This window comes from Gordonia sp. (in: high G+C Gram-positive bacteria), from assembly GCF_020438995.1.
GTDB lineage: Bacteria > Actinomycetota > Actinomycetes > Mycobacteriales > Mycobacteriaceae > Gordonia.
Genome location: NZ_JAGQTN010000168.1, coordinates 1 through 26,874, shown reverse-complemented (window position 1 = coordinate 26,874; position 26,874 = coordinate 1). Strand labels below are relative to the sequence as shown.

11 protein-coding genes are annotated in these 26,874 nt (G+C 67.8%); 5 read left to right on the top strand and 6 right to left on the bottom strand.

Going from position 1 to position 26,874, the window contains the following annotated elements:
• On the bottom strand, window positions 1-952 hold a 952-nt coding region (locus KDB67_RS12285; RefSeq protein ID WP_291016080.1), incomplete at its 3' end, for a S1 RNA-binding domain-containing protein.
• Window positions 953-1,187: 235 nt separating this feature from the next.
• Here KDB67_RS12285 and KDB67_RS12280 point away from each other — a divergent pair.
• Window positions 1,188-2,012: a class I SAM-dependent methyltransferase gene (locus KDB67_RS12280; protein ID WP_291016079.1), complete on the top strand. Its 825-nt coding sequence runs from the start codon at window positions 1,188-1,190 to the stop codon at window positions 2,010-2,012.
• A gap of 4 nt (window positions 2,013-2,016) precedes the next feature.
• Here KDB67_RS12280 and KDB67_RS12275 read toward each other — a convergent pair whose 3' ends face one another.
• Together KDB67_RS12275 and KDB67_RS12270 are read right to left on the bottom strand one after the other, a co-directional pair.
• Window positions 2,017-2,880, bottom strand: coding sequence for a glycosyltransferase (locus tag KDB67_RS12275; RefSeq protein WP_291016078.1), 864 nt, complete (start codon window positions 2,878-2,880; stop codon window positions 2,017-2,019).
• Window positions 2,877-20,594, bottom strand: coding sequence for a non-ribosomal peptide synthetase (locus tag KDB67_RS12270; protein ID WP_291016077.1), 17,718 nt, complete (start codon window positions 20,592-20,594; stop codon window positions 2,877-2,879). Before KDB67_RS12270 ends, KDB67_RS12275 begins: the two co-directional genes overlap by 4 nt.
• Before the next feature lie 286 nt (window positions 20,595-20,880).
• On the opposite strand from KDB67_RS12270, the gene KDB67_RS12265 reads away from it, so the two are divergent.
• The 4 genes from KDB67_RS12265 to KDB67_RS12250 are packed head-to-tail and all read left to right on the top strand — an operon-like array spanning window position 20,881 to window position 23,650.
• On the top strand, window positions 20,881-21,882 hold the full coding sequence (locus tag KDB67_RS12265; protein ID WP_291016076.1) for an ATP-binding cassette domain-containing protein: 1,002 nt from the start codon (window positions 20,881-20,883) through the stop codon (window positions 21,880-21,882).
• A complete protein-coding gene (locus tag KDB67_RS12260; protein WP_291016075.1) occupies window positions 21,879-22,082 on the top strand; it encodes a hypothetical protein in 204 nt (67 codons plus the stop codon). The genes KDB67_RS12265 and KDB67_RS12260 overlap by 4 nt, the downstream gene beginning before the upstream one ends.
• A gap of 18 nt (window positions 22,083-22,100) precedes the next feature.
• Window positions 22,101-22,727, top strand: coding sequence for an ABC transporter permease (locus KDB67_RS12255; RefSeq protein ID WP_291016074.1), 627 nt, complete (start codon window positions 22,101-22,103; stop codon window positions 22,725-22,727).
• The gene (locus KDB67_RS12250; protein WP_291016073.1) at window positions 22,724-23,650 is read left to right on the top strand and encodes an ABC transporter permease; all 927 of its coding nucleotides are present in this window, start codon (window positions 22,724-22,726) and stop codon (window positions 23,648-23,650) included. The genes KDB67_RS12255 and KDB67_RS12250 overlap by 4 nt, the downstream gene beginning before the upstream one ends.
• Window positions 23,651-23,712: 62 nt before the next feature.
• On the opposite strand, the gene KDB67_RS12245 is transcribed toward KDB67_RS12250, so the two are convergent.
• The 3 genes from KDB67_RS12245 to KDB67_RS12235 all read right to left on the bottom strand — a co-directional run.
• On the bottom strand, window positions 23,713-24,639 hold the full coding sequence (locus tag KDB67_RS12245) for a glycosyltransferase (protein ID WP_291016072.1): 927 nt from the start codon (window positions 24,637-24,639) through the stop codon (window positions 23,713-23,715).
• Between the two features lie 8 nt (window positions 24,640-24,647).
• On the bottom strand, window positions 24,648-25,595 hold the full coding sequence (locus KDB67_RS12240) for a glycosyltransferase (RefSeq protein ID WP_291016071.1): 948 nt from the start codon (window positions 25,593-25,595) through the stop codon (window positions 24,648-24,650).
• The coding region (locus KDB67_RS12235; protein ID WP_291016070.1) for an alpha/beta fold hydrolase at window positions 25,592-26,874 on the bottom strand (1,283 nt) is incomplete at its 5' end. The genes KDB67_RS12235 and KDB67_RS12240, both read right to left, overlap by 4 nt.

Here is a 26,874-nt window from a genome sequence, read left to right as displayed (position 1 = left end):
CGATGCCCTCGTCGACGCGGACGAACGCACCGAACGGCACCAGCTTGGTGACCTTGCCGGGCACGATCTGACCGATGGCGTGGGTGCGGGCGAACTGACGCCACGGGTCTTCCTGGGTGGCCTTGAGTGACAGCGACACGCGCTCGCGGTCCAGATCGACGTCGAGGACCTCGACGGTGACCTCGTCGCCCACGGCGACGACCTCGGACGGGTGATCGATGTGCTTCCACGACAGCTCGGAGACGTGCACGAGGCCATCGACGCCGCCGAGATCGACGAATGCGCCGAAGTTGACGATCGAGGACACGACGCCCTTGCGGACCTGGCCCTTCTGCAGCTGGTGCAGGAACTCGCTGCGGACCTCGGACTGGGTCTGCTCGAGCCAGGCGCGACGCGACAGGACCACGTTGTTGCGGTTCTTGTCGAGCTCGATGATCTTGGCCTCGATCTCCTTGCCGATGTACGGCTGGAGGTCGCGGACGCGACGCATCTCCACCAGCGAGGCCGGGAGGAAGCCGCGCAGGCCGATGTCGAGGATCAGGCCGCCCTTGACGACCTCGATGACGGTGCCCTTGACGGCCTCGTCCTTCTCCTTGAGCTCCTCGATGGTGCCCCAGGCCCGCTCGTACTGAGCGCGCTTCTTGGACAGGATCAGGCGGCCTTCTTTGTCCTCCTTGGTGAGGACCAGCGCCTCGACCTCGTCACCGACGTTGACGACCTCGGAGGGATCGACGTCGTGCTTGATCGACAGTTCACGGGACGGGATGACGCCTTCGGTCTTGTAACCGATGTCGAGCAGAACCTCGTCGCGGTCCACCTTGACGATGGTGCCTTCCACGATGTCGCCATCGTTGAAGTACTTGATCGTGGAGTCGATGGCGGCGAGGAAGTCCTCGGCCGAGCCGATATCGTTGACGGCTACTTGCGGCGAGGAAATCGTGGGGGACGACATATGTTGAGTTGCTCCGGACAGGGTTGTAGTAGGTACTGAAATGTCTGATTGTCGCTCACAGTGACCCGCGTCCGGCCGCCACGGAGTCGGGCAGAACCGGGTGCGAAAACACTCCGAACCACGCGCAAAATCGGACGCGCGCGCAATCAAGGCTACTCCAGGCGCGTTGTGCTGGGCAAATGAGCTGCGCACCCACCGCGACCGGCATGTGCACGCGCCCTACACTGGGCGTGCCATGAGTCCTGATCAACCGCACCTGCCGCGCCCGTTGGCCGATATCGACTCGACGGTCAGCGAACACGCGTCCCGCTGGTGGTGGGACCACGACGCCGACGACTACCACGACGAACACGGTGATTTCCTGGGCGCGGCCCGCCCGGGCGGCGAGTTCCGGTGGTGCCCGGAAGGACTCACCGAAGCCGAGGCCGCGTTGCTCGGACCGGTGGAGGGCAGGTCGGTCCTGGAGGTGGGCTGTGGTTCGGCGCCGTGCGCCCGATGGCTGACCGCCCGGGGAGCCCATGTGATCGGACTCGACCTATCGCGAGAGATGCTGCGACACGGCCTCGATGCGATCGCCGGCGACGACGCGCCCACGCCCCTCGTCCAGGCGACCGCCGAGTCGCTACCGTTCGCCGACGCCTCGTTCGACGTCGCGTTCTCCTCGTTCGGCGCGATACCCTTCGTCGCCGATTCGGCGCTCGCAATGGGCGAGGTGGCGCGCGTCCTGCGGCCCGGCGGGCGGTGGGTGTTCTCGGTCAATCATCCGATGCGGTGGATGTTTCCCGACGACCCCGGCCCGGCCGGACTCACGGTATCCATTCCGTACTTCAGCCGCACCCCGTACCGCGAGACCGACGACGACGGCAACGTCACCTACGTCGAACACCACCGCACGATCGGTGACCGCGTACGCGAGATCGTCGGGGCGGGACTGATCCTCGACGACATCATCGAACCCGAATGGCCGGACGGTTTCGAGGAAACGTGGGGCCAGTGGAGTCCGTTGCGCGGCAGCTACTTTCCCGGAACGGCGATCTTCTGCTCACACAAGCCGGGTTGAATCGTCACAGGTAGACGACACGGTATTTGACGCTTCCCCACAGCCTGCCGACGAGATTGCCGGTGATCCAGACCCATTCGCCGCGACGGCGCCGCGACCACGCCCACGGCCACACCGGCAACAGCACGAGTACGACCCCGGCATGGATCGACGTCCACCACCACTGTCTGCCCGGCGCACCGTATTGCTTGGCGACCCGCGCCTCCTCGCGTCCGTACTCGACCACCTGATTCCACGACTCGCGCATTCCGGTGCGGTACCGGTAGGCGACCATCGCCTCGGGTGCCCAGCCGAATCGGTACCCGGATGTCTGTATGCGCCAGCAGAACTCGACGTCGCCGCCGGCCGTCGGATAGGTCTCGTCCCAGCCCCCGACGGCGTCGAACACCGACCGCCGCACACCCAGGTTGCAGCCGAAGGTGATGGGCAGGAACCTACCGAGGACCTCGGGTTCACGCGGATCACCCAGCGCCCGCCACGATGCGACGACCGGATCGTTGAGACTGTCCCGCTCCAGTGGTCCGCCGACGATATCGGCATCGGCGGCGGCACGGGACATCGCCGACAACCAGCCCGGATGGACCGCGTCGTCCTGATCGCAATAGACGATAAAGTCGTGCACAGCAGCTCGGGTACCGACATTCCTCGCGTGGGAGGTTCCGGCCACATCCGACGAGTCGACCCACCGCAGTGCCAGCCGCTCGCGATTCCGATGGCCGTCGATATGCTCCCGGAGCGCGGCACTGCCCTCGTTGTCGCTGACGATCACCTCGAACTCACCGGTGAAGTCCTGAGCGGCGAGCGCAGCCAATTGGTCGTCGAGCACGGGCAGTCCCGCGTAGTAGGCGATGACGACGGAGATGTTCACCGCAACAGTGCTCGCAGTTCCCCGACGGTGGGCCCGCCGGTCGCCGTCTCCCCCGTTGCCGCGGCGAGGACCGCGAGTAGTCCGCGGACCACCGAATCCGCGCTCGTGCGGGAGTGCAGCGCGACGGGGTACAGCAGCGTGCCCCGCATTCCCACGGGGATCAGGCCATCGCGCAGTTCGACAATGGTGAACTCCAGTTCGTGTTTGGCTTCGTTGCCGGGGATCGTCTCGCGCCGCACACGTACCGTGCCGAGGTCGATCTCGGCGCCATCGGCCTCGTCGACGGTCGCCTCCTGCAGGATCAGGGTGGCCGGGAAGATCGGGTCGCCGGAGCATCCGGCGGCGTCCTTCTCGATGCCCGCGGCCTCGAGCAGGTCGGGGACGGAGATGTCGGGGTGCGCAAGCCCGGCGAGCAACTGCGCGCCGACTTCGCCGACCAGGTCGGCGAATGTACGGGAATCCGCCGCGTCCAGGAGCATCGGCAGATCTTCGGAGAAGTTGCCGATGACCTCGGCGAGCGCGGTGCGTGCCCGGTTCGCATTGGCAGTGGCGACCCGCACCTGCGGATCTCCGGCCCGGTGCGCCAATACGACGGCAAATGCCGCCTGAAGCACCGCGAACGCTCCCACGCCCGAGGACCGCGCGAAATCGTCTATCGCAGTGTGCAGTTCGGAGTCGATACCGAACTCAATGACGCCGGCGTCGGCATCCCATCGGGGCCGGGCATCACCTGCGACCGCGTTGCGCCGGTGCCGCGCCGCGGCATCCGCGCCGTCGATATCCAGCCGGTTCGTCCAATACGACAGTTGCCGCGTGAACTCGGGTGTGCGATGTCCAGGAGTTCCGAGCATCTCCCGTTTCCAGCGCGCGTAGTCGGCGTAGCGGACGGCCGGAACCGGCAGCTGCGGCACCGTGCCCGCGGACCTGGCAGTGAACGCGGTGAGCACGTCCCGGGCGAACGGCATCGTCGATCCGCCGTCCAGGTTCAGGTGCGAGACCGTCAGCACCAGAATGTGTGCGTCGTCCCCGATACGCAGCAGCCGCAGCCGGATCGGCAGGTCCGCGGTGACATCGAGTGGGGTCCAGGCGAGTTCAGAAAGTACCGATACCAGCGCGTCGTCGGCGACCGACGCCGGGCGCAGGCATGCTTCCACGTGCGACCGGATCGACTCCACGGACCGAACGAGCATCACCGCACCGTCGGCGTCCTGCCGATAACCGGTACGTAGCGCCTCGTGCCGGTCCAGAACATCGAGCACCGCGGCGGTCAACGCCGCCGGATCGAGGTCGCCGGTGAAACGGATGGCGAAAGGCACGTTCCAGCCGCTCGGGGCACCCGCCTGAATCGAGTCCCAGATGCGGCGTTGCGCCGGGGCGAGCGGGATGGGCCCGGTCAGCTCATCAGAACCCCGTACCAGCACCGGACCGTCCGAAATCGGCGGCTGCTCCGCCAGCCGGCGGGCGAGGTCGGCGATGTCGACACTGTCGAACAGCAGTCGAACGGGTACCCGCCGGCCGGATTCGTCCTCCAACCGGGACGCCACCCGGGTGGCCGACAGTGAGTTGCCGCCGACGTCGAAAAAGCTGTCGTTCCTGCCGACCCGCGGTGCGCCGGTCACGTCGGCGATGATCTCCGCGACGCGGAGTTCGATACCCGGGCGCGGTGCCTCATAGCCACTCCTCGCGAGGGCCGGAGCGGGCAATCGGCCGCGGTCGACCTTTCCGTTGGTGTTGTACGGAAACTCTTCCAGGACATGAATTTCCGGGCGCATATAGTCGGGAAGGCGATGTGCGATCCGGCTGCCGACGGCGTCCGCGAGGCCCGTGTCCGGGAGGCCGGTGTCCGGATCGGGGCCGGTGGCGGTGGCGGTGATGAATCCGATCAGCCTGTCCGACGCGGTGGTGACCACGGCGTCGGCGACTCCGTCGCATTGCCGCAGCACGGCCTCGATCTCGCCGGGCTCGATCCGGAACCCGCGGATCTTGAGCTGGTGATCGGTGCGCCCGAGATAGCTGATGTTGCCGTCACGCATCCGGCGCACCAGATCTCCGGTGCGGTACATACGCGATCCGTCGACGGGGTCGGCCACGAAGGTGATCGACGTCCGGGCGGCATTGCCCCGATAGCCGCGGGCCAGCTGGACACCTCCGAGATACAGCTCACCGGCGACGCCGTCCGGGACGGGCCGTAGTCGGGCGTCGAGAACCCGGGCCACCACGGAAGGCTGCGCGGTACCGATCGGCACCCGGTCGTACTCGTGGTCGTCGCGCACCTCGTATCCGGTCGCGCTGACCGCCGCCTCGGTGGGCCCGTACAGGTTGTGCAGCACCGCGGAAGAGCCGGTGGCCCGCAGCCGGACGACGGTCTCGGCGGGAAGCTCCTCACCGATGCACAGGATGGCCCGCAGCGATCCGGGCAGGGGCCCGCGCACGGCGTCGAGCAACATCGCGAGCGCCGACGGCACCGTCGCCAGCATGCTCACCTCGTGTCGCACGATGATGTCGAGCAGTGCCCGGCCATCGCGTTCAGCCCCCGGCTCGGCGACGACGATCCGTGCGCCGGTGCGCAGCGGCCACCAGTACTCCCACACCGACACGTCGAATCCGGCCGGGATCTTCAGGACCACCGTGTCGCCCGCGCCCATCGGGTATCGATCCTGCATCCAGCGAAGTTGCTCGGTGACGGCGCCGATGGACACGTCGACGCCTTTGGGTACGCCGGTCGAACCCGAGGTGAACAGGACGTAGGCGGAGTTGTCCGGACGGCTGCGCCGGGTGTTCACCCACGTAGGGGCCGTCGGGAGGGCGGTGAGGTCGAGATACGGCCGGTCACCGGCCGGCGCCGGGCCCACACCCAGGACGAGCGCCGGATCCGCGGCGTTCAGGATCAGGGTGGCGCGTTCACCGGCGGTCAGGTCGACCGGGACATAGGCCGCCCCGACGGTCGCGACGGCGTACAGCGCGAGGACCTGGTACAGGCTGCGGGGTGCGGTGACCGCCACCCGGTCGTCCGGGCCGACGCCGTGACCGGCGATCAGCGCGGCCAGGTCGGTGACGCGACGGACCAGCTCCCGGTAGCTGAGAACCTCGCCGGATGTGACCACCGCGTCGGCGTCCGGTGTGCGCAGCGCCTGTGCGTAGAAGCCGTCGGTCAGGCCTGGCTCGGTGTGCCGTGCCGGTGGTGCGCTCGCCGACAGCCTGTCGAGCTCTGCGGGTGCGAGTAGCGGCAGGTCACCGACCGGGCGGCCGGGGAACTCTACGAGGGCGCCGAGCAACCGCACGTAGCGTTCGCTCAGCTCCACCGCGGTCGATTCGTCGAACAAGTCGGACGCGTAACCAAGCTGACCCGTCACACCGGCGGAACCGCCCTCCGCATCCCGGTTCTCGGCCAGAGTGAGGTGCAGGTCGAACTCGGCGATCTGTTGGTCATCGTCGATCACCTCCACCTCCGCGCCCGGCAGGGTCATACCGATCGGTCCGAGGTTCTGGAACGAGAACGCCACCTGGAAGACGGGGTGATGAGCGGTGCTGCGGGGCAGGTCCAGGGTCTCTACGATCCGGTCGAACGGGATCTCCGAATGGGCGAAGCCATGCAAAGCGGCGGACCGCGCCTGGGCGAGCGCCTGTTCTCCGGTCGCGGCGGGGTCGATCACCGTGCGCAGGGCGAGCATATTGACGAACATGCCGACCACCGCGTCGAGCCGGGATTGGTCGCGGCCGGCGATGTGCGTGCCGATCACCACGTCACGGTTGTCACCGATCCTGCCCAGCAACACCGCGAGTGCGGTGTGCGTGACCATGAACGGGGTGAGGCCGCGGTGCGCCGCGAAGTCGGTGACCCGCGACCACAGTCCGTCGTCGATGCGGAAGTCGATCCGGCCCCCTCTGCCGCTCGGATCGGCGGGCCGTGGTCTATCGGTGGGCAGGTCGACGACCGGCGGCGCACCGGTGAGCCGCTCACGCCACTGCGCCAATTCGGTGGCGGCGGGCCCGTCAGGGTCATCGAGGCGGGCTCGCTGCCAGATCGCGAAGTCCGCGTACTGCACCGGATCCGGGGTACGGTCGGGCTCGCCACCCGAGCGCAGCGCGGCGTAGTCGGCGGCGAGTTGCGCGGCGAGGGTCACCACCGACAGACCGTCGGCGCAGATGTGATGCAGCACGAGCACGAACACGTATGACCTGTGATCACCGCCCGGCCGATCGCGTTCCCGCAGCAGCACGGCTCGGACGGGAACCTCGGCGGTGACATCGAAAGCGACAGCGGCCACCGACCTGACGGCCTCGTCCGGCGAGGCCTGGTCGACGTCGGTCACGATGAGTTCCACGCCCGCATCCGCAACCGGGTGGATCTTCTGGAACGGGCCCTGCGGGGAGTCCGGGTAGCTGGTACGCAGTACCTCGTGCCGAGCGACGAGGGTCCGCAGGGCGGCACCGAACGCCGCCACGTCGAGATCACCGGTGATGCGCAGGACCAGCGGGATGTTCTCGGTGAGCGCGCTCGGGTCGAATCGGTTGAGAAACCACATCCGCTGCTGCGCGGGTGAGAGCGGGATCCGGTCCGGTCGCGGCAGTTCCCCGGGCTCGGGGCCGTTCTGCACGGCCGCGTTCTCGAGCAGGGTGGCCAGTCCCATGGCCGTCGGGGCGTCGAACAAGTCGGGCACCGACAGTTCGCGCCCGGCCCGGGACCGGATGCGGGCGACCGCCGATGCCGCTGACAGCGAGGTACCGCCGGCATCGAAGAAGTTGTCGCGCACACCGACTCGATCTCGGTGCAGCACCTCGCAGAACACCTCGACGACGAGCTGTTGCATCGCTGATTCCGGTGCGGCATAACCGGATTCACCGAATATCGGTACGGGTAGCGCACGTTGGTCGACTTTCCCGGCGGTGGTGAGCGGGATGGCGCCGAGCACCATGATCGACGACGGCACTGCGTAGCCGGGCAGCCTGCCGCGCAGGCCGATTCGTAGCCCGTCCACATCGAACGTGTCCGCCCCGGAATCTGCCGGCACCACGTACGCGACCAGGGCGGTGGTTCCGTCGGGGCCGGTCGCCGAGGTGACCACGGCACCACCGATACGGGCATTCGCCCGCAGGATCGCCTCAATCTCACCGGTTTCGACGCGATGTCCGCGGATCTTGAGCTGCCGGTCGGCCCGGCCCTGATGCGTCAGTGCCGGGACGCCGCGGTGGTCGGTCACCGCACGCACCAGATCGCCGGTCCGGTACCGCCGCGAGCCGGGCGGTCCGTCGGGATCGGCGACGAAGGTGGCCGCGGTGAGCGCGGGTCTGTCGTGGTAGCCGCGGGCCAGGCCCGGACCGGCCACATAGAGTTCACCGTCGACGCCGGGCGGCAGTCCGGTGAGGACGTCGTCGAGCACCCGAATGCGGGCTCCGGTGACACCCGGACCGATCAGCATCGGCGTGGTGTCGACCTCGGTGAGCGGCCCCGCGAGCGTGGCCATGACGGTGGTCTCGGTTGGGCCGAAGGCATTGAAGAACCTCTTGCCCAACGTGATCCAGCGTCGGGCAGTGGCCGGTGCGCAGGCGTCACCGCCCACGATGAGCGTGCTGAGCGCAGGCAGCGGATCGGGTTCGGGCGGTGCCGGAGTGATCGTTTCCAGCACGCCGGGTGTCAGGAAGGCGTGCGTGACCGATTCCTCGCGCAGCAGTGCGGTGAGGTCGTCGGAGCCGTACAGCGTCGTGGGCGCGACGACGGTGGTGGCTCCTGCGTCGGCGGCGAGCAGGATCTCCAGCATCGCCGCGTCGAAGCTCGGTGAGGCGAAATGCAGCACCCTACTGTCGGCGTCCACGCGATAGCGGCGTTGTTCGGCGACGAACGAGGCGACGCCCCGATGGGTTACGGCAACGGCTTTCGGGATGCCCGTCGACCCGGATGTGTAGATGAGATAGGCCAGCTGATCGATATGCCGGCTCCCGTTCGGCACAAAGGATTCGTGCGGCTCGTGATCGGCCGGTGCGGACAGATCCGGAGCGTCGGCGTCGATCGCGGCGTTCAGGAGCACTGCGTCGACTCCGGTCAGCCGTGCCCTGTCGTGGCTCGTGGTGACGATGACCCCGGCCCCCGAGTCGCCGATCATGAACGCGATCCGGTCGGCCGGATAGGCGGGGTCGATGGGCACGAAAGCGGCTCCGGTCGTGGCCACCGCCCGCATGGCGGCCACCGATTCCGGCGAGCGGCCGATACACAGCGCCACAACCGTTTCCGGCCCGGCGCCGCGGGCCCGCAACACTCGGGCGAGCCGGGCACTGTATCCGGTGACCGTGTCGTGGTCCCACCGCGTCCACCGGCCGGTCCGGTCGTATCCGGCCAGCCGGTAGCCGGGGGTGGCCAGCACGTCGTCGAGAAAGCGCGGCGCGACGGGCGGCGGACCCGACAACGCGGCCATCGTCGCATGTTCGGCATCGGTCAGCAGGTCCAGTTCACGCAGCGCCACATCCGGATTCGCGACCACAACATGCAGCACGTGGTCGAGTCCGGCGAGCAATGCCGCAGCCGTCGCGGCGCGATAGGCCTCCGGCCGGTGCACGACCGTGAGTTCTGCTCCGCCGCCCGCGGTGGGTGTGACGGCGAACTCGAGATCGAATCTGGCGACCGGCAGGTCGATCCGCACGGCAGCTTCCGTAAGCGCCGCGGCGCCGCCGGTGGTCACCGGATGCTCGTCGGCGTCGACGGTGAGGGTGACCGCAATGAGCGGATGCCGCGACCCGTCCCGGCCGATCCCCAGGTGGTCGATCACCTCTTCCACGTCGACAGCCGAATGGTCGAGGCCATCGAGGATCGTCTCCCGTGAGCGCACGACCAGGTCGCCGAAACCGCGCTGCGGATCCACATCCGAGCGCAACGCGACCATGCTGACGAACATGCCGACCAGACCGACGACGTCACCGTCGGAGCGGCCCGCGACCGGTGTGCCGACGATGATGTCCCGGCCGGCTCCTGATCTGCTGAGGGTGACTGCGAGCGCGGCGTGGACGACTGCGAACCGGGTGGTGTTGTACCGCACGGCGATCCGGTCGATCTCGCGCAGCAGTGCCGGGTCCACCGGTATCCGATGCAGTTCGGCCGCACCGCCGGAGCCGTCCCGCGCCGGGGCCGCATCGGACGGTGCGTCCCCGAGGGCCGCGCGCCAGTACGCCAGGTGTCCGGCGAGTTCGGATGACGGATCGTCGGCACTGCCGAGCCGTACCGACCTGGCGAGCACATGGTCGGCGTATTGCACAGGCAGCGGCGGCCGGTCGGGTGCTGTTCCGGCCGCCCGTGCCGTGTAGGCGAGGTTCAGGTCACCGGCCAGCACGCGCAGCGACCATCCGTCGGCGGCGATGTGATGGATCGCCAGCACCACGTCGGTGAACTCGCCGGACGGCCGGATCGCCACGCGCAGCGGAAGATCCGCGGTGAGGTCGAGGGGCCGATCGAGCGCGGCGCGCACACACTCGTCGATATCTGGATCGTCGTGGCCCGCGGCAACCTCATCCATTACGATCACCACCCGGTCGAGGTCGCCGGGTACCACGTCACGGACTACCTGGACCGGACCGTCGCCGGTTTCCGGGTAGCTGGTACGCAGGATCTCGTGCCGGTCGATGACATCCCCGATCGCCGCCGGCAGCACCGCCGGATCGAGACGTCCGGGAATCCGGAGCGGTGCGACGATCATGAACGCACTCGATGACGGCGAGATGCGGTTGTGCAACCACATCTGCTGTTGCGCAGCCGACAGGGGCAGATGGCCGGAGCGATCGGTATGCGCCCGTTCACCGAGCGATGACCGTTCCCATTCTGCGACAAGGCCATCGACCATGGCCGCCATCGCCTCAGGAGTACGCGCGTCGAAGACGGCCCGCACCGGCAACCGGACACCGAAACTCGTGTGGATGGCGGCGACGACCTTCATCGCGATCAGCGAGTTGCCGCCCATGTCGAAGAAGTCGTCTCCGCGGCCGACCCGGTCACCGAGCAGTGGCCGGATGATGTCGAGTATCACCGTCTCGGTCGGGGTACGCCCGTCGGTGCCGCTGCCACCACGTCGGGAGATCTCCCCGGCAGCAGGCGCCGGCAGTGCCCGCCGGTCGACCTTGCCGCTGGTGGTCACCGGAATCTCGGTCAGCACCACCACATGCGCCGGCACCATGTGATCGGGAAGATGCCGTGCCACGTGCCGGCGGATGTCCGGCGCGGACGCGGAGCCACTGTCGTCGCCGCGGGCGTCCTCGTCGACGACCACATACGCGACGAGTTGCTGCCCGGCGACCGGATCGTCGTGAACGAGAACCACCGCTGCGGCCAGATCGGGATATGCCAGAAGCACCGCCTCGATCTCGCCGCTCTCGACCCGCTGCCCGCGGATCTTGACCTGGAAGTCACTGCGTCCTATGTAGTCGAGGGCCAACTCACCGTCAGGCATCTGGCGCCAGGTAACCAGGTCACCCGTGCGGTAAAGACGCCGGCCCACATCCCACGGCGACGCGACAAATCGGCAGGCGGTCAGCGCCGGACTTCCGTGATACCCACGGGCGAGCTGGACTCCGCCGAGGTACAACTCGCCGACGACGCCTGCCGCCACCGGCCGCAGCCTGCTGTCCAGGACGTACACCTCGTTTCCGGCGGCGGGCCGTCCGATGGGGATCGACCGTCCCCCGGCCTCCCCCGCACCGACCTGATGAGCGGTGACGTCGACGGCGGCTTCGGTCGGTCCGTACAGGTTGTGCACCGCGGCCAGAGTCCGGCGCAGTGTCTCCCCGCCCGTCCGCGCGGCCAGCGCCTCACCGCTGGTGAACACCAGACGCAGCGATTCCAGGTCGCTGTCGGGGATGGGCGCGGCAAGGAACGCGTCGAGCATGGTGGGAACGAAGTGGACGACCGAGACGGCGTGTTCGCGGATGATCTGCGCGATCGCCGCCGGGTCGCGGTGCGCGCCGGGTGCGGCGAGTACGACGGAGGCTCCGGAGATGAAGGGCCAGAACAGTTCCCACACCGAAACGTCGAAAGTGATCGGCGTCTTCTGCAGGACCGTGTGGGTATGGCCGATCGGGTATTTCTGCTGCATCCAGCACAGGCGGTTGACGATGGCCTCGTGGCTGACGCTGACCGCTTTGGGGGTACCGGTGGAACCGGAAGTGAACAGGACGTACGCCGGATGTGCGGGCAGCAGTGGGGTCCGCCGGTCGTGGTCGTCGACCACCGCGTCGGAGCGGGCGGCGTGCCGGTCGCCCGGTTCGAACAGCCTGTCGGCGTATCCCGGTGGCAGCAGTTCTGCCGTGGCGGCCGTGGCGATGACGACGACCGGATCGACGGTGGCGAGCATGCCGGCGAGCCGGACGGTCGGCTGATCCGGATCGAGCGGCACGTAGGCACCGCCCGCCGACACAACGGCGTGAATCGCCACAAGCATGTCGATCGAACGCGCGACGGCGACCGCGACCGTAGACTCCGGCCCGACGCCGCGGTCGATCAGCGCCCGCGCTGTACGCGCTACCCGGCGCCGGAACTCGGCCGCGCCGATCCCGCCCGAATCGTCCCTGACGACCGCGGCCCGGCCTAGCGATGCATTGGCCGCGAGGAGTTCGGGCAACGTCGCCTGACAGCGGTTGATGACCGGCTGCGGACCATGGGACAGCCGTGTCAGGAGTACGTCCATCTCCTGCGTCGGTACGATATCGATGTCGTGCACACGCGTTCGCGGGCCGGTGGTGAGCGCCTGCAGCACATGCCGCAGCATTCCGGGGAACCGGGCGACGGTCCGGTGGTCGAAGATGTCGGTGGCGTAGGTGAGGCGACCGCGTATAGCCCCCGCACCCGGTTGGTCGGTGTCCGTTCGATCCGTGTCCGGTTGGCCGGCTTCCCGCGCAGCGTCGTTCGCCCCGCCGGTGCCGACGGGCAGGTCGATCGTCAGATGCAGATCGAAGCGCGCCACCGGTAGGTCGATCTCGACAGGTGCCACGGTGAGCCCGTCGACCGTCATCGGGCCGGGTGCCGGGTCGCCCGCAGCCAGCATCACCTGAAACACCGGATGGTGGGCGCCGCCGGGGTCGGCTTCGTACCGGGCTGCGATGTCGTCGAAGGGGACCTCGGAATTGTCTTGTGCGGCTGTGTCGCTCACGCGGACCGCGTCGATGAACTGGTCGATGCCCGCATCGGGGTCGACGTCGGTGCGCAACACTACGGTTTCGACGAACATGCCGACGACCTCATCGAGCAGTGCACTCGGCCGACCCGACACCGGTGTGCCGATCACGATGTCGCGCGTATCGGACAGGCGCGAGAGCATGATGGCGAAAGCTGCGTGGATCATATGGAACAGCGTGGCGTTCCGGGCCCGGGCATAGGCCGAGGCCGCCGCCACCAGCTCGGGTTCGATCTCGAATGCGATGGTCGCACCTATGCCGGTGGGGTGCGCCCGGCGTGGCCGGTCGAGCGGCAGCGGGAGCGGCCCTGGAAGTGCTGCGAGCGTACGGTCCCAGAACGCGTACTGACCGGCGATACTCGGGTGGGCCTCATCGAGCAAGGCCGCTCGCCACATCGCGTAGTCGGCGTAGTGGATGGGCAACGGCTCGGCCCGATCGAGTTCGGCGGGATCAGACGCGGCCGGGCCGAGTCCGGCGCCTTCGGGGCGACGCTGTTCGCGGGCGGCAAGATAGCCGGCGATGAGGTCGGTGAACAGCAGCCGGATCGACCAGCCGTCGGCGACGATGTGGTGCACCACGATCACCACGACATGCCGGTCCGCCGCTTCGGTGATCACGTGAATCCGCAGCGGGATCGCGCTGCCGAGGTCGAATCCGCGGGCGGCGATGTCGGCGAGAAGTTCAACCATCTCACTGTCTGCGAGTACACGGGCCGGGGTCGGTGCCATCTCGACGGGCAGAGTGATATCGGCTCCGGCAAGCGCGTCGTCGGCTCCGAGGATCAGCTGGTGCGGCATACCGCCGGTGACCGGGTAGATCGTGCGCAGGCTTTCGTGCCGATCGAGCAGGTGTCGCAGCGCAACGGCGAACGCCGTCTGGTCGAGGTGCCCGTCGATCCGTAGTGCCAGCGGCAGGTTGTAGACGCCGGTTCCGGGGTCGAGCTGGTCGAGCAGCCACATCCGTAACTGCTGACGCGACAGCGGAATTCGATCCGGGCGGGGCCATGTGGTCAGGCGCGGCCTGCCGCTGAGCGAGGCCTCCTCGAGCCGGGCGGCCAGTTGGCCGATCTCCGGGAAGTCCAGGACCGTCCGTACAGGTACCGACACTCCGAAGGCGTCCTCGATGCGAGCCGACAGTCGGGCGGCGATCAGCGAGTTTCCCCCGCGATCGAAGAAGTCGTCGGTCACCCCGAGCGGCGTACCGGCTGCCGAAGCGTGGCCGGGATCGGGTATCGCGCCGGGCAGCAGATCTCCGAGCAGACCGATCAGAGCGCGTTCGGTGCCGGTGCGAGGTGCTCGGTACTCGCGCCGGGTCCGCGGCGGTGTGGGGAGCGCGGCGCGGTCGACCTTGCCGTGGATGCCGCGGGGCAGTTCGGACAGGGTCAGGCTCACGGCCGGGATCATGTAGGCGGGCAGGTGGGCTGCCAGGTCCTCCAGGACCGCGCCGCCGTCCCAGCCGGGTTCGGCGGAGTCGGGCACCAGGTACGCCACCAATACTTCTTCGTGCGCCGCGACGACGGCCGAGGCGACTCTGGGGTCGGCGGCCAAGGCCGCTTCGATCTCCCCCAGCTCGATCCGCTGGCCCCGGATCTTTACCTGGAAGTCGTTGCGCCCCAAGAACTCCAGTTGCCCGTTGGAGCCGACGCGGGCGGTGTCGCCGGTGCGGTAGAGCCGTCGGCCACCACCGGACGGGTCGGCGACGAAGCGGGCGGCGGTCAGGTCCGGGCGGCCATGATAAGCCCTCGCCAATTGAACGCCACCCAGATACAGCTCACCCGCCACACCGTCGGGTACACGGTGTAGGCGGGAGTCGAGAACGACGGCGGCCGAATCGTCGGCGGGCGTGCCGATGGCCACCGTGGACCCTGCTCGCACTGCCCCATTCCTCGTATCCCTATCCCTGGTGTCCCCGTCCCTGGTGTCCCCGTCCCTGGCGGCCGTCTCCCACTCGTGGCAGGTGATGCCGACAGCCGCCTCGGTGGGGCCGTACAGGTTGAACACACGGGCACCGAGGACCTCGGCCGCACGCCTGGCGGTTGCCGGATTGAGGGCCTCTCCGATGCACAGGACCCTACCCAGCGGGTGTGCGAGCGAACCGGCGTCGGCGATCGCGTCGAGGTGTGCGTCGAGCAACGAGGGGACGAAATGGGCGGCGGTCACTCCTGCACGGGCCATGAGTGCGGCCAGGTAGCGTGGGTCGCGGTCGCCACCGGGCTCGGCAATGGCCAGCCGTGCCCCACTGATCAACGGCCAGAACAGCTCCCACACCGACAGATCGAATGTCAGGTTGGTCCTGAGTACGAGGGCATCGCCGGTACCGATCGGGAAAGTGGCTGCCTTCCAGCATAATTGGGAAGCGATGGCGCCGTGGGAGACTGCCACACCCTTGGGTGCGCCGGTGGATCCGGACGTGTAGATGATGTACGCGGTGTTGGCCGGCCGCGTCACCGCTGCGATGACCTCGTCGGCGTCCAGCTCGGCCGGTACTTCACCGGAGATGATGTCGTACAACGTGATACCGCCACGTGGAAGTCCGTCGGGAACTCCCCCGGCGACGAGCAGCAGCGCCGGATCGACCGACTCCAGGACCAGCCTGTTCCGTTCGGCCGGCGCACCGGGATCGACGGGCACGTAGGCACCCCCGGCGACGAGGACCGCCAGCACGGCCTCGATGAGCTCAGCGGAACGTTCGATGGCCACCGCCACCCTGACCTCCGGGCCCACCCCGGCGGCGATCAGCCTGCCCGCCAACCGATTCACCCGAACCGACAGTTGCCGGTAGGTGATCACCGACCGGGCTCCGTCGACCCACAGCGCCTCCGCGTCGGCATACCGGGTGAACGCCCGCTCCAGCAATCCGGTCAGCGTTCCGGCCGGACGCCCGCTCACCGCCCCCATCAGTTCGGATGTCGCGGCCGCGGAATCGACGCGCAGATCGCCGACCGGAGTGTCGGCGTCGCCGAGCGCTCCGGTCAGCAGCGCCGTCCACAGGTCATGCCAACGCTCAATGGTGCTGTGGTCGAAGAGGTCCCGGTCGTAGTCCCAGCGCACAGCGATCGCGTCGGCCTCGCCGTTGTCGACGAGGGTCAAGTGCAGATCCGACTTGGCGACGCCGAGTTCGGGTTCGATGACCTCGACGTCGACACCGTCGAGGGTGAAGTGTCCGAGACTGATGTTCTGATAGGAGAAGCCGACCTGGAACAGCGGATGGTAGGCGGCCGAACGGCGCGGCTTCATCAGGTCGACGAGTCTGTCGAACGGGATGTCGGCGTTCTCGAAGGCTCCGAGATCGGCGTCACGCACCGTCTGCAGTACCTGAGCGAAGGTGTGGTCGGAGCGGATTTCGGTGCGCAACACCAGGGTTCCGGCGAACATGCCGACCAGCCCGGCAAGATCACGATGCCCGCGCCCGGCGACCGGTGTGCCGACCGCGATGTCGGCCGACCCGGATAACCGGGCGAGCAGCACGGCCAGCACAGCGTGCGCCACCATGAAAGCGGTGACGCCGTGGGCGGCGGCCACCGCCCGCACCCGCGCCACCTGATCGGGCGCAACCTCGGCCGTCAGGTGTCCCCCGTTGTCGGCCGCGGTGGCGGCCGGGCGCGGCCGGTCGGTCGGTAAGGCGAGCAGATCGGGCAGACCTTGCAATCGGATGCGCCAATACTCAAGTTGCACAGCCGATACCGACGCCGGGTCGGACTCACTGCCCATGAGTTCGTGATGCCAGCGGGTGTAGTCGCGATAGGTCACCGGCAGCGGCTGCCATTCGGGTGCGCTTGCGTGGCACCGGGCACTGTAAGCCCGCGCCAGATCGAGGGCCAAGGGCGCCGACGACGAGCCGTCGGCGGCGATGTGGTGAACCACGCACACCAGGACGTGGTCGGCGTCGTCGACCCTGAGCAACGTCAGTGCCAGCGGAACCTGTTCGGACACATCGAATCCGGTCGCGGCGAGGTCGCCGATCCGGGTCAGGACGTCCTCGGCCGCGACGGGCCGGGGATTGCGGACCGGATCGGTCAGATGGGTGATCCGATCGAGCGGCAATACCTGCTGGATCGGCCCCTCCGGGCTGTCCGGATATACCGTGCGCAACGTCTCGTGCCGGTCGAGGACGTCGACGAGTGCGTCCGAGAGCGCGGCCACGTCCAGGGTCCCGCGCAGCCGCAGTGCGAACGGGATATGGAAGATCGTCGACTCGGTATCGAACCGGTTGACGATCCACATCCGCTTCTGCTGCGGCGAGACCGGCACGATGTTGCCGTCAGAAGTGCTGTGCCGCAACATGGGTAACCGACCGGGGCCCCCGGCGGCATCCTCCATCGCCGCGCTGTCCGCCGCCACTGCACTCGCGTCGTCGAGACGGCGGGCGAGGGTCGCGACCGTGGGCGACTCGAACACCCAGCGCACCGGGATATCGATTCCGAACTCGTGGCCGAGTTCGGCCACCAGCCGGGTCGCGGCCAGCGAATCCCCGCCGAGGGCGAAGAAGTCGTCGTCACGGCCGGCGCGCTCGGCCCGCGCACATGCGGCGAACGCCGCCGCCACACGCTCCTCGGCCGGTGTGCCGGGGGGCGAGTAGGGCCCCGAACGCAGCACCGGTACGGGCAACTCCTCGCGGTTGATCTTGCCCGACGAGGTGAGCGGCAGGGCATCGAGATGCATGATCGCCGCCGGCACCATGTGCGCGGGCAGCAGTGTGTGGAGCCGTTCACGGATCTCGGCGGGGTCGGCGGTTCCGGTGAAGTACCCGACAAGCACGGTACGAAGGTCCGTGGCCGCCGATGTGGCGGGTCCGGGCGCGGTCTGCGGTTCGGTGATCGCGGTCTCGACGCCGTCGATCGAGGTGATCGCGGCGTCGATCTCGCCCAGTTCGACTCGGAAACCGCGGATCTTGATCTGCCTGTCGGCCCGGCCGCGGTAGACCAGTTGCCGGTTCTCGTTCCAGCACACGAGATCACCGGTGCGGTACAGCCGCGCCCCGGGCGGACCATAGGGATCGGCGACAAACCTTGCGGCAGTGAGTGATTCGCGCCGGTGATAGCCGCGGGCCAGGCCCACTCCGCCGAGATACAGCTCACCGGTGGCCCCCACCGGCACCGGAAGCAGCCGTCGATCGAGAACGACGACCGTGGTGCCGGTGATCGGAGTGCCGATCGGCACCTCACCACCGGGCTCAAGCGGACCTGCCAGCGTGACCATCACCGTCGACTCGGTGGGACCGTAGGCGTTGAACATCCGGCGGCCCGATGCCCAGCGCGCCACCAGATCGGGCGGGCACGCCTCGCCGCCGACGATGATGGTTCCGAGATCGGGCAGGCCGTCGGTCACCGCGGGATCGGCGTGAGGCACCGACGCCAGCGCGGCCGGTGTCAGGAACAGGTGGGTGATGCGCTCAGCCCGCAGCATCCGGCCCAGTTCGATGCCCCCGTACACATCGGGCGGTACGACGACCAGCGTCGCGCCCGAGGCGAAGGCCAGCAGCAGTTCGAGGATCGCGGCATCGAAGCTCGAGGAGGCGAAATGCACGGTGCGCGCACCCGGACCCACGCCGTACCGCGCGTTCTGTTCGGCGGCGAACGAGGACAGCCCGCGATGGGAGATCGCCACACCCTTGGGCCGGCCGGTCGATCCAGAGGTGTAGATCAGGTAGGCCACGTCATCGACGGTCAGTCTTCTCGGACGGTCGGCGTCGGTGACCGGTTCCGGCGTGGCGGCGCGGTATCCGGCGATCAGCGCCGGGTCGTCCAAGCGTAGCCACGTGATGGCAGGGGACGACGACGGCAACTCGGCGAAACGATCATCACCCGCGTGACCGGCGACCCCGAATTCGGCGCCGCTGTCCTCCAGCAGATAGGCGATTCGATCGTCGGGCAGTGCGGGATCGATCGGTACGAATGTGGCACCTGTGGCGAACACGGCCAGCGTCGTGGTCACCGAATTCACGCCCCGCGGCAGGAGCACCGCAACCTGACGGCCGGGGCCGATCCCATGGGAAAGGAGCACGCGCGCCAGCCGGTGCACGCGCTGGGCGAGTTCGTCGTAGCGCAGGGTGGTTTCGCCGTCGATGAGCGCCGTGACGTCCGGGTGGGTGGCCCGGACCCGGGCGAGCAGATCGGGCACGGGCTCTGCGACGGCCGCGAGCGGTCCGCGAGCGGGTACCAGCCGGGAACGACTGTCGGGGTCGAGGACGTCGAGCCTGGCGATACGAGCACCGGCCGGAGCCCCGGCCAGTGCCGCCAGAACGGTACACAGTCGCCGGTGGTGGCCGTCGAGGTCGTCCGCCGAGTAAGCATCGGCGTTGGCCTCGATGTCGATTCTCAGATCGCCGCCGCCGGTATAGACGGTAAACGCCAGATCGTCGATCGGTCCGGTGCTCAGGACGTAGCTGCGGCCCGTGCTGTGCCCCAGCGTGGTCTCGCCCCGGAACATCATGATGTTGACGACGGGCCCGAAGAAGCCGCGGTCCGCGACCGCCCCGTCCGACTGCCGTGTCATGTCCTCGAACCGGAACCGCTGATGCCGCAACGCCCCGCTGAGTTCGGCGGCGACCTGCGCCAGGTATTCCGCGACAGTCGTGTGCTCACCGATCTTCGCCCGGATCGGCACCACGTTCGACACCATTCCGCCCGACCTGCGCAGCAGGGCGTTGGTGCGCGCGGACACCGGCAGGCTCAGTGCCACGTCGTCGTGGCCGCTCATCCGGGACAGATAGAGGGCGGTCGCAGCGGTCGCCACCGCCGCGACGGTGACATTGTTGTCGGCGCAGAAGGCGCTCACCGCGTCGAGAAGCCGCTGATCGAGGTCGCCGCCGACGCTCCGCGACCGGGTGGGCGCTCCGGCTCCCGGGTTACCGAGCCGGATCGGTGCGGGCAGGTCGGCAAGCCGGCCGGCCCAGTGTTCGCGGTCCCGCTCGAACCGGGTCGACGACCGGTAGGCGAGGTCGTCGGCATATAGGTCGGCCAGACTGCCCGCACGCGACGGCTGTACCTCGATGCCGAGGATCCGTCCGGTGTAGACCTGTGCCACCCGTTCGGTGAAAGCCGTGGAGCCGTAGCCGTCGAGCAGGATGTGATGGACCCGCGAGTACCAGAACCAGCGCCGGTCGGCGATGCGCAGGGTGACCGATACGAGCAGGCGGTCGGCGAACAGGTCGAGCGGCCCACGGAACTCGTCGTCCATCCAGGCGCGGGCGGCGGCCTCGGGATCGGACTCGGTGCGCAGATCCAGGTCGATGAACTCGACGCGCGCCTCGTCATCGATCGCCTGGAACGGAGCGCCGGTGGGATTGTCACCGTCCGCGACGATGCTCGCCGGTACCAGCCTCACCATGCCCGTCCCGAACTCGCGGGCGACCTGTCGGCCGGCGTCGGTGAGTAGATACGTGTCCAGCTCACCGCTGACGTCGACATACTGGGCGATCGAGAACGCCGTACCAGGGGCGAGTTGCTGGGCGAACCAGATGCTGCGCTGTGCCGCCGACAACGGGACGTATCGGTCGGCGGCTGGTGCCAGGCCGTCCGGCTCCCCACCGGCCTGCAACTGTGCACCGCGCTCGTAGACGGTCAAGGTAGTTCCGTTATCCCAACTGTTGTTGTGTCAGGTCGATTCGTGTGAAGCGCGGACCGGGACGACCCCCGTACGGTCATGCACTTCAGGACACGATAGGTTAGCACAGCCTTACCTAGAATCCTGTATGCGATAGTAGCGTCACCGAGTATCCCCGGACAGACCTGACCCAAACGTACGGACCAGCCCGAAAGACTTAGGACATCCCGGCGCACCGCGGCCGCAGTGCCACCGCGGCCTATCACGCGCCACTGCAATCGGACACGACAGAAGAATGGAACGCCCCATGACCGCCCCACCCGAGTCCGGCACCTCGCCCGACGACCCCGTCCCCGAGGTCACGGTACGCGTGTCTGGTCTGAGCAAACGGTTCGATGAGGTCGAGGCGCTCCGCGATATCTCCTTCACCGTCCCGAAGGGCAGCGTGCTCGGCATCCTCGGCCCCAACGGTGCGGGCAAATCGACCCTGGTGTCCACACTGGGAACCCTCACCACACCCGATTCGGGAAGCGCGACCATCGTCGGACACGACCTGATCACCGACCCCGCCGGCGTGCGGGCCTCGATATCGATGACCGGCCAGTACGCCGCGCTCGATGAGACCCTCAGCGGTCGCGAGAACCTGATCTTCTTCGGCCGGATGCGGGGCCTGCGCCGCCGAAGTGCCCAGGAGCGAGCCGACTACCTGCTGGAGAAGTTCGGCCTTGTCGCTGCGGGGCAGCGCCTGGTGCGGACCTACTCCGGCGGGATGCGCCGCCGACTCGACATCGCCTGCGGTCTCGTCGTCAAACCCGAGGTGGTGTTCCTGGACGAGCCGACGACCGGCCTGGATCCGCGCAGTCGCCAGGCGGTGTGGACGATGGTCGCGGCGCTGCGCACAGACGGTATCACCACGCTGCTGACCACCCAGTATCTCGAAGAGGCCGACCAGCTTTCCGACAACATCATCGTGATCGACCGGGGCCGGGTGGTCGCCGAGGGAACCGCCGCGGAATTGAAGGACAAGGTCGGGGGCACGTACTGCGAGGCGGTGCCGGCCGACGAATCACTCGCGCCCGCGCTGTGCGACGTGCTCACCGAGCGGTTCGGCCCCGGCCACCGCTGTACGGTCAGCGCCACCGCCACCGTGACCCTCACCGCTCCGGACCGCGTGGACACCATGGGGCGGGTGATAGACGCCGCCCACGAGGCAGGTATCGAGCTGGCCGATGTGGGATTGCGCACACCATCACTTGACGACGTCTTTCTCAGTCTGACCGGGGACGCCGCTGCCGACGGTGACCGATGACCGTTCGATCCACCGCCACCGCGGTCACGGGTGAACGCCTGGACTGGCCCGACTGCGGCGACCGATCACTGTGGCAACCAGGGAGTGTGTTCCTGCGTCAATGGCGCACCATGACCGCCCGGTCGCTGCGCTCGGCCAGGGTCGGGGGTGAGTTTCTGGCCGCCGTCACGATGCCGTTGGTGTTTGCGCTCGGCTTCTAAGTGCCTCTACGGCTGGTCATGGCAGACCACGGCATCGACTACGCGCAGTTCCTGATGCCGATCATCGTGCTGCAGACCGCCGCGTTCACGGCCGTCGCCGCAGCACAACGGGCCACGCTGGACAAGATGCGCGGCATGACTCGCAGATTGTCGGCAATGCCGGTCCACGCGCTCGTCCCGGTATCGGCCCGGATGAGTACCGCGGCGGTCCGGTCGATCGTGTCCATCTGCGCCGCTCTGCTGTTCGGATCTCTCCTCGGATTCTCGTTCAACGGTGGCGCACTCGACACGATCGCGTTCGTCGGGTTCAGTCTGTTGGTCGGGCTCCTGCTGGCGCTGGGTGCCGACTGCCTCGGGATGACCGCTCGCAGCACCGAATCCACCTCACAGTTGCTCGTCCTACCGCAGCTCGTCCTGGGCCTGGTGTCGACAGGCTTCGTCCCCGAGTCGGGATTTCCCGAATGGGCCCGGCCGTTCGCCCGCAATCAGCCTGTGTCACATTTCTCATCGACGATGCGCGAGCTCGCCGACGGGAATCCCACACTGCAGACCGCGCTCCCCGCGCTCATCTGGCTGGCAGGTCTGGCCCTCGTGTTCCTCTTGTGGGCCCACCACATTCAAACCCACAGACGGAATTATCTATGACCCGCACACGTCTGATCCGTCGCCGCAACGACAAGGCGCGTAGAAGAGCCACCGACAGCACACGCATGCCGTTCGGTAGCGAGGTGGCCGACGTCGTCACCTACGAGTCACCGCTGAATTTCCCGACGCGTGACCGGTGGAGACCCGAGCCGACCGTTCAGGATCTGTCGCACGACTCGGTGTTGCAGGCGCAGCGGATCCTGCTCAAGTGGTCCAGAGATCCCGTGACACTGCTGCAGTCGCTGCTGTTCCCCGCGTTGACGGTGCTGCTGTTCTGGCTGGTTCTCGACAGCTCGGTCAGCGAGCATTCCGGAACATCCAACACCTTCGGCATGGTGCCGATGGTCGCACTGGTCGGTGCCATGTCGGGTTCGTCCATCAGCGCTCTCGGTTTGCGGCGCGAACAAACCACCGGGCTGCTGAGCAAGATGTGGACGCTACCGACACACCGTGCCTCGGCGATGACCGGCAGGCTCCTCGCCGAATCCGTCCGCATCGTCATCACCGTGAGTGCCGTCCTGCTGGTGGGTATGGTTATCGGCTTCCGTATCCACAGCGGTCTGCCGGGCTACCTGGGCATCATCGCAGTGGCCACGGGATTCGGCCTCTCGTTCTCGATGATGATCACCGCGCTCGCGCTGATGAGCCGCGATTCGCATATCGTCGAATGGACGGCCATCGGTACGCAACTGGCGATGTTCTTCAACACCGGGTTCGTACCCGCCGACTCATACCCGGCCTGGTTGCGACCCGCTATCGAGTATCAACCGATGAGCTGCACCATCGACACGATCCGTGCCCTGGCCACCGAAGGTCCGGTGGCGCGCCCGATGCTGCTGACGCTGGCTTGGTCGGCGGCGTTGCTGATCGTCTTCACCGGCCCGACGCTCGTCGGCTACCGGCGTGCCGCGACCTTGAACTGAGCGCACCACCAGGTCGGGTATCAGTGGTGTGCTCGCCACCGGCCGACCGCGTATGCGGTCGGTCAGGCGTAGAAGCAACGGTGGCGGATGCTGCCCCGGATGCGGCCGAGCCGGTTGCCCGCGTGGAAAAGCCAGTGACCGGTGGGCACGCGGGTCAGGACGGTCGGCAGCAGCGGATTACGCACGAGCACGTACAACACCAGATCAACCGTTACGTACCACTTGTCGCGCGGCATACCGTAGTGCCGGTAGTCGGAGTACAGGTGCGCGTGGCCTTCCCCGCACATCACCGACTGAGACCAGATGCCACGCAATGTATCCCGAAGACGATAGGCGACGAGAGCCTTAGGTGCGTGTCCGAGTACTCCGCCGGCAAGCTGAATACGGATGGCCAGGTCCGCATCCTCGGCACCCCGGTTGTAACTGGTATCGAATCCGCCGACCTTGTCGAACATCTGCCGCCAGATACCGAAACTGCAGGTGGGTGGCACCCGCAGATATCCGGGAATCTCGTACGGGGTCTCCGACGGTAGCATCGGTCGCCAGGACTGCACGAGTCGCGAATTGAGGGAGTGGGTTTCCACCGCTCCGCCCACCGCCTCGCTGTACGCGGCAACGGCCGTCAGCTCGCGCAACCACTCCGGGTACACGCGGTCATCAGCATCGCAAAAGGCAATGAAGTCACCGGCCGCGACGCGAACACCCTCGTTGCGCGCATAGGCGGCGCCGGGAAATCCCGAGGCGTCGACCCACCGAAGACGGATACGGTCGGCCAGCGGATGATCGTCGAGGTGGCCACGCAGCGAGTCGGTCGAGCCGTTGTCAGCGACGATGACCTCGAACGGGCCCAGATAGTCCTGGTTGGCCAACGCAGACAGTTGTTCATCGATCACGTCGACTCCGTTGCGTACCGGAATCACGACCGACACCAGCGACGGCACACCGAGGTCCCGTCGGGATCGACGTTCGGCGGGCGGCGGTCCGACCATGCGGCGCCTCACAGACGCTCCGACCGACGTAGCGTACGTTCGGGCACCTTGCCGATGTCACCAGATATTGCCGCCCACACCCCCACAGCTGACATGTACATCTGGGCACACCGATCGGAGCCGACGGCCATCGACCGGGCCCGATGCGCAGTGTCCTTCATCACCGACACGGCGCACCACAGCGGTTCCGTGCGAGCGTACCGCCGGTAGAGGACAAGCCTGTTGCGGGTGATGTAGTAATGCCGGAACGGCGCATGTTCGGAGAACCCGATCGAGGCATCTTGTCCGCGGCCACGCAGCAACCAGCGCAGCGGGCGAGGTGGCGTCCAGGAGGTGCGTGTTCCCAGCCGGTGCACGATCCGGGTACCGGGCACCACGAGCGCGTGGACACCGTGGGCACGTGCCCGCAGATAAAACTCGGTCTCGACGCAGTCGATGAACAGCGACTCATCGAACAGCCCTACCTTGTCGAACACCCCGCGTGGAATCATCAGTCCCGACTGGATCGGTTCAAAGGCCAGCGTCAGCCCCTTCTCGGCGAACCAGAAGGGCGCGACATCGTCATTGATCACGCTCGGTGAAGCAACTGCGTCTACGATGCCGACCGATCTCGCGAGTTCCAGATGGGCCACGGCGCGGTCGACGTACCCGTCGCCGATTCGGGTGTCCTGATCAAGAGTCAGTACGATATCGGCACCGGACCGCAGTGCCTCGCATACACCGGTGTTCAGCGCGTGTGCGATACCCGAATTCTCGGGCGACTCGATCACCGTGACACCCGCGTCGGCACATGACTCCAGTACCTCAGCGACCCGGCCGTCGCCGCCACGCAGTCGCGATGGTGACCCGTCGTCGACGACGATCACCGAATCCACTTGGGAGTCAGCATATTCCACTACCGACATCAGTTCCGGACCCGGTTCGAAAGCGGCGATCACCGCCGCGACAGTGGTCACCGGCCACGTCCATCTGATCCGCTGAACTGTTCGAGCACGGCGTTGACCGCCGCAGCCACCTCCGTCACCCTTGGCGTCCGCATCATGGCGTGGTGGTCGCCCGTGACCCGGACGACGTCGAGAGTACCCACCAGCTTCTCCCAGTCGGCCTGATCGTCCGTGTTCGATGATGACGCGACCAGGACGGCCGATCCACGGTACGCGGCGGGCCGGTGGCGCCTGATCATCCGCCTGCTCAGATCCCAAAACACCGACCAGTGCGTCACCGTCGGAAGCCGGATCAGGCCGGCTGTCGTCACCAGGAAACCCATGAGCAGCTTACTCCACCGTGCAGTGAGCCGCTCGGACAGCGTGCGTGGCCCGGCCGGTTCGGTGTCATCACCGAACCGATCAGGTGCGGCGGACCGATCCGGTGTGGACCGCACGACGGTGGACCGGCGCGCGATGGAGAATCGCCTCCGCGGCGCACCGCTCCGGATCCTGGCCACGAGTTCGGGCTCGAACAGCGGATCGATCAGAATCACCGCCTCACAGTCGTGCCCGTTGCCCGCCAGCGTCGCCGCTGCTTCGAGTGCCACGAAACCGCCGAACGAGTAGCCGCCCACACGGAACGGACCGTGCGGTGCGACTTCTGTGATGTCGGCGATCACCCGCCGGGCGGCTGCGCGAATCGTGTGGTCCGCCCGGCCTTTTCGTTCGAGCCCGTGCGACTGCAGTCCGTAAACGGGATAGTCGCCGGACAACTCCCGGACCAGGGGCAGCAAACTCACCGCGGGTGCGCCGGCACCGGAAACAAGGAACAGCGGCACCCCCGTCCCCCCGCGCAGGAGGGTGATCGTTCCGGCCCCGGCCCCTTCGGAACGCACACGCCGCCGGCTCGCGTTGTCGAGAAGCCTGCCGAGCCCGACGATGGTGGGTTCGCGCGCGAACTCGGCGGTCGAGATGTCCACGAACCAACGCTCGCTCACCTGTTTGAGCAGCGCGGCAGCAGCCAGCGAGTCTCCGCCGAGGGAAATGAAGTCCTCTGCGCGGCCGACCTCGTCGAGCGCGAGTACGTCGAGCCACAAGATTTCCAGGTTTGCTTCTGTGAGTCCGCGCATCGGTTCGATGACCCGCGCAGGCGGTCGCGGAAGCGCTCCCCTGTCGACCTTGCCCCGCTCGTTTCTCGGCAACTCGGCGAGTACCACCACGTCGCGGGGAATCATCCACGGCGCCAACGATGCGGACAGCGCCTGGCGGATCTCGGACGGCGACGGCGACCACTTGTCCGGATCGACGG